At 46.0% G+C, this 4,276-nt stretch carries 2 protein-coding genes and 2 pseudogenes; all 4 read left to right on the forward strand.

Annotation, left to right across the window (positions count from 1 at the left end; all coding sequences use genetic code 11):
- The first annotated feature begins 251 nt into the window (after positions 1-251).
- Positions 252-1,232: an ABC transporter substrate-binding protein gene (locus BG32_RS00530; protein ID WP_121510283.1), complete on the forward strand. Its 981-nt coding sequence runs from the start codon at positions 252-254 to the stop codon at positions 1,230-1,232.
- A 59-nt stretch (positions 1,233-1,291) separates the two neighbouring features.
- Positions 1,292-2,985: pseudogene (locus BG32_RS00535) on the forward strand (ABC transporter permease).
- A gap of 4 nt (positions 2,986-2,989) precedes the next feature.
- Positions 2,990-4,069: an ABC transporter ATP-binding protein gene (locus tag BG32_RS00540; protein ID WP_006488340.1), complete on the forward strand. Its 1,080-nt coding sequence runs from the start codon at positions 2,990-2,992 to the stop codon at positions 4,067-4,069.
- A gap of 19 nt (positions 4,070-4,088) precedes the next feature.
- A pseudogene (locus BG32_RS15690) lies at positions 4,089-4,276 on the forward strand (hypothetical protein); the annotation flags it as partial.

Here is a 4,276-nt window from a genome sequence, read left to right on the forward strand (position 1 = left end):
CATATTGAAACTATGTTTTCATAACAGCATATACTTCTTCTCGCTAGAAACAAAGTTGATAACTGAACTATGGAAGCTTGGATCTTGATCCTCCACTTTGAGAGATTCAGTCTGATTGATATGATATGTTGAAGATCCATTGGAGTAGTTTGGAGCCGTAATGCATCATAATTAAATCTACTCAAGAGGGAGTTATTCCACGTAACAGCGCAGATGATAGAATATAGTTACATTAATTAGGAGGTGTTTGTATGAAGCGAGTTCTTATCTCTGTGATCTTTTTGGTGTTCTTTGCATCAGCCTTTGCAAATCTCGTGGTCTATTCCAGCGTCGATGAGGCAAATGCGAGGAAGATATTGAATGCATTTGTTGAGGACACGGGGATCGAAGTTGACTTTGTCTTCCTTTCTTCGGGACCTGCCCTGGCAAGGATTGAAGCCGAATCCAGCAATCCGCAGGCCGATGTGTGGTTTGGCGCACCACTGGAAAACCATATTATCGCAAAAGAACGTGGGTTGACACAGACCTACAAGACGTTAAGTGTATACGGTGTCTCACCCGAGTTCTATGACGTTGAGGGTTATTACCATCCGATTTATATGAATCCTCTCGGTGTTGGAGTTAATACCTCCGTCCTGGAGCAGATAAAGGCCTCTTTGCCGGAATCCTGGGAAGATCTCCTCGCTTCCGAATACAGAAGAATGATTCAGTATCCAAATCCCCAGTCTTCTGGAACTGCCTACAGCTTGATCACTGGTTTAGTAAAGATTTACGGTGAAGATGGGGCCTTCCAGTACCTGAAGAATCTAGCTCCAAATATCCAGACCTATACACAGAGCGGAACTGGACCCTCCAAGGCCGTCGGCCCTGGTCAGGTTGCGCTTGGAATTCAGTTCACCCCGGCTTTCTTCCAGTTCATGGAACAGGGATACCCTGTATCCGTTGTGTTCCCCAAGGAAGGAGTGCCCTACGAAGTGGCTTCAGTCTCGATTCTGAAGGGAGCCAAGAACCTTGCGGATGCTCAGAAGCTTATCGATTGGGTCGTTTCCAAGGCCGGTCAGCAGCAGATAGTTGACCAGAAGACATACTTCTACCCCATAAGACCCGATGTCGATTTCGGCAGCCTACAGCCGCTTTCAACGATCAATCTTCTTTCCATCGATCCTGCTTGGGCCGCAGAAAACAAGACCAGACTTATCGAGAGATGGATTAACGAAGTACTTCCATACTAACGATCACTTAGATTTGCTTTGAGGGGGAGAAATCCCCCTCTTTAATAGGAGGTCGTCCTGTGGCTATAAGGGGAGAAGAAGCAAAAAATAGGTTTCTTAATCTTCTTAAGGATCCAGTTCTGCTTTTGATAATAGTTCTGATTTTCGCCGCCTTGGCCATATTCATTGTCTATCCCCTATTCAGGTTTTTGCGGTTAGTATGACCGACAAGGAAGGCGGGTTTGACCTGAGCGCGTACAGTCATGCCTTTTCGAATCGATACATGAGGCAGGGCTTTTTCAACAGTCTTCTGGTGGCCGGCCTTACGGCAATATTCGGAATGCTTGTAGGGTATCTATTTGCGTACACGCTTAACAGAACGGATATTCCGCTGAAGGGCTTTTTCAGAACCGTTGCCGTTCTGCCGATAGTCTTCCCGCCGTTTATTGGCGCACTTTCGATCATAATGCTATTCGGGTTCAACGGGATCATTACCGCCGGGATATTCGGGATAAGAAATTTTCCTGTGTACGGTTTATGGGGTCTCATGATGGCCCAGGTGGTTTGCTTTTTTCCGGTTGCGTTCATCACACTGGATGGTGTTATAGGAACTATCAGTCCGACGCTTGAGGATGCTGCCTTCAATCTCGGTGCAAATCGGTGGCAGGCCTTCAGGAAAGTAATTCTTCCGATGTCGGTTCCGGGTATTGCAAGCACAATGCTTGTTCTTTTCATAGAGTCGCTCGCCGACTTTGGAAATCCACTTATTCTGGCTGGCAGCAAATTTCCTGTGCTTTCCGTCCAGGCTTATCTTCAAATAACGGGGATGTTTGATACTAAAGGGGGAGCAGCGCTTGCAGTATGGCTCCTGTTTCCTTCAATAGCCGCATTTATTATACAGAAATACTGGGTTGGAAAGAAGAAGTATGTCACGGTGACCGGTAAACCGACGACTTCTGTCCTTAAGAGTGTAAGTAAACCGGTAAAATGGATTCTCTTTTCACTGTGTATGCTTATCGCTGTCTTCACACTCACAATCTATGCCACAATTTTCTGGGGAGCCTTTGTGAAGGCGTGGGGAATGAACAATACTCTTACTCTGGAGAACTTCAAGTATGTCTTCGACGTCGGACTCGAGGCAATAAAGGACACTCTCGTTATTGCTTTCACTTCTACGCCGATATCTGCCGTCCTTGGTATGATAATTGCTTTTCTCCTTGTCAGGAAGGTCTTTCCTGGAAGAAGGGTGATGGAGTTCACCTCGATGCTGAGTTTTGCAGTTCCTGGAACGGTTATTGGAATAGGATATATTCTTTCATTCAACAAACCCCCGTTGCTGCTCACGGGAACTCTGGCGATACTTGTTCTCAACTTCGTTTTCAGGTATATACCGGTTGGAATACAGTCGGGTGTTGCTTTGCTAAACCAGGTAGATCCAGCGATTGAAGAGGCGGCATACACGCTTGGCGCAGATAACAGGCAGGTTTTCACGAAAGTCACGCTTCCCTTGATTATGCCGGCCTTTTTCTCTGCTTTAGTCTTTGCCTTTGTGAGAGCTATGACTGCAATCAGCGCGGCGATATTTCTTGTTTCGGCCAGATGGAACCTGATAACAGTTCAAATACTGAGTCAGAGCGATTCCGGACGTCTATCGGAAGCATGTGCCTTTTCAGTGCTATTGATTGGTATGATTATGGGCTTCATTCTGATTCTGAAGATCTTCCTTAAGAACAAAATTAGTCTATCCAGTGGTGGAACGGCAGGACAGGGGTGATTTGATGAGTCTAATATTAAAAAATGTGAGAAAGGTCTTCACGAGCTACGGAACGGAAACGGTTGCCGTAGACGATTTCGATCAGGAGATCCGAAGAGGGCAACTGGTAACGCTTCTGGGGCCTTCGGGTTGTGGAAAGACTACCACATTGAGGATCATCGCGGGTTTTGAAGTTCCTACAAACGGGCGCGTCTTGCTGGATGGAAAGGACGTCACAAACCTACCTCCCAACCGGAGAAACATTTCGATGGTCTTCCAGAGTTACGCTCTCTTCCCCCATTTAACAGTGGAAGAAAATATCTCTTTTGGTTTGAAGCTCAAGAGACTGGACAGAAGCACCATGAAGAAGAAGATAAGGGAAATGACAGATCTCGTAGGACTCAAGGGACTTGAAAAGAGAAGACCGGATCAGTTGTCGGGAGGTCAGCAACAAAGGGTGGCACTAGCAAGAAGTCTTGTTATGGAACCAAGTGTTCTGCTCTTCGATGAGCCGCTTTCGAATCTGGATGCGAAACTGAGAGAGTCTATGAGGCTTGAGATCCGGCGAATTCAGCAGGAGGTAAATATTACCAGTGTATATGTTACTCACGACCAGGTCGAGGCGATGAGTATTTCCGACATAATTGTTGTAATGAACGATGGGAAGGTTATGCAGATAGGGAGCCCGTTCGACATTTATGCGAGACCTCAGAACAGCTTCGTAGCGGATTTCATAGGAAGAGTTAACTTCATTGACGGCGAGGTAGAATCTATCAATGGAGACTCGGTAACTGTTTCATCCAGTTCACTGGGAAAGAAGTTTGTGGGCAGAAAAGGTGGAGAGCTCTCCCCTGGAGACGGTGTAAGGATAGTCTTAAGACCGGAGTCTTTATCTGACAGAGAAGAAGACAAGATCAATGTTCTAAGTGGAAAGGTGTTGAAATACGTGTTTCTGGGATCGAACGTCGAGTACGAAATTGAGCTTCCCGATGGAAAGATACTAAACGCAGTGACTTTCAACCCGATTGAGAGGAAGTTTCCAGTCGTAGGAAAGGAAACGGATCTGTATTTCTCGAAGGAGAGCGCTTGGGTTATAAACAACTGAGATGGATGGCCACGATGTCTTGACTAACAAATGCATGGATATGAAAAAAGCCTTTCTATCTGAGAAAGTCGAGATTAAACCGTACTGCTATCGGGCTTATGATCAGGGTCCGTACAATAGCTCTAAGGATGGTTTTGAAGATTACCTTGGAAGGCCGTACCTCTCTCGCTCAGATGAAGAGCTGTATTTACCCTTTTTCGACAATAA

Source organism: Mesotoga sp. HF07.pep.5.2.highcov (assembly GCF_003666285.1).
In the GTDB taxonomy this organism is placed as follows: Bacteria; Thermotogota; Thermotogae; order Petrotogales; family Kosmotogaceae; genus Mesotoga; species Mesotoga prima.

Coding starts and splice junctions, on each gene's coding strand:
- BG32_RS00540 (WP_006488340.1), top strand. CDS start 2,990: ATGAGTCTAATATTAAAAAATGTGAGAAAGGTCTTCACGAGCTACGGA.
- BG32_RS00530 (WP_121510283.1), top strand. CDS start 252: ATGAAGCGAGTTCTTATCTCTGTGATCTTTTTGGTGTTCTTTGCATCA.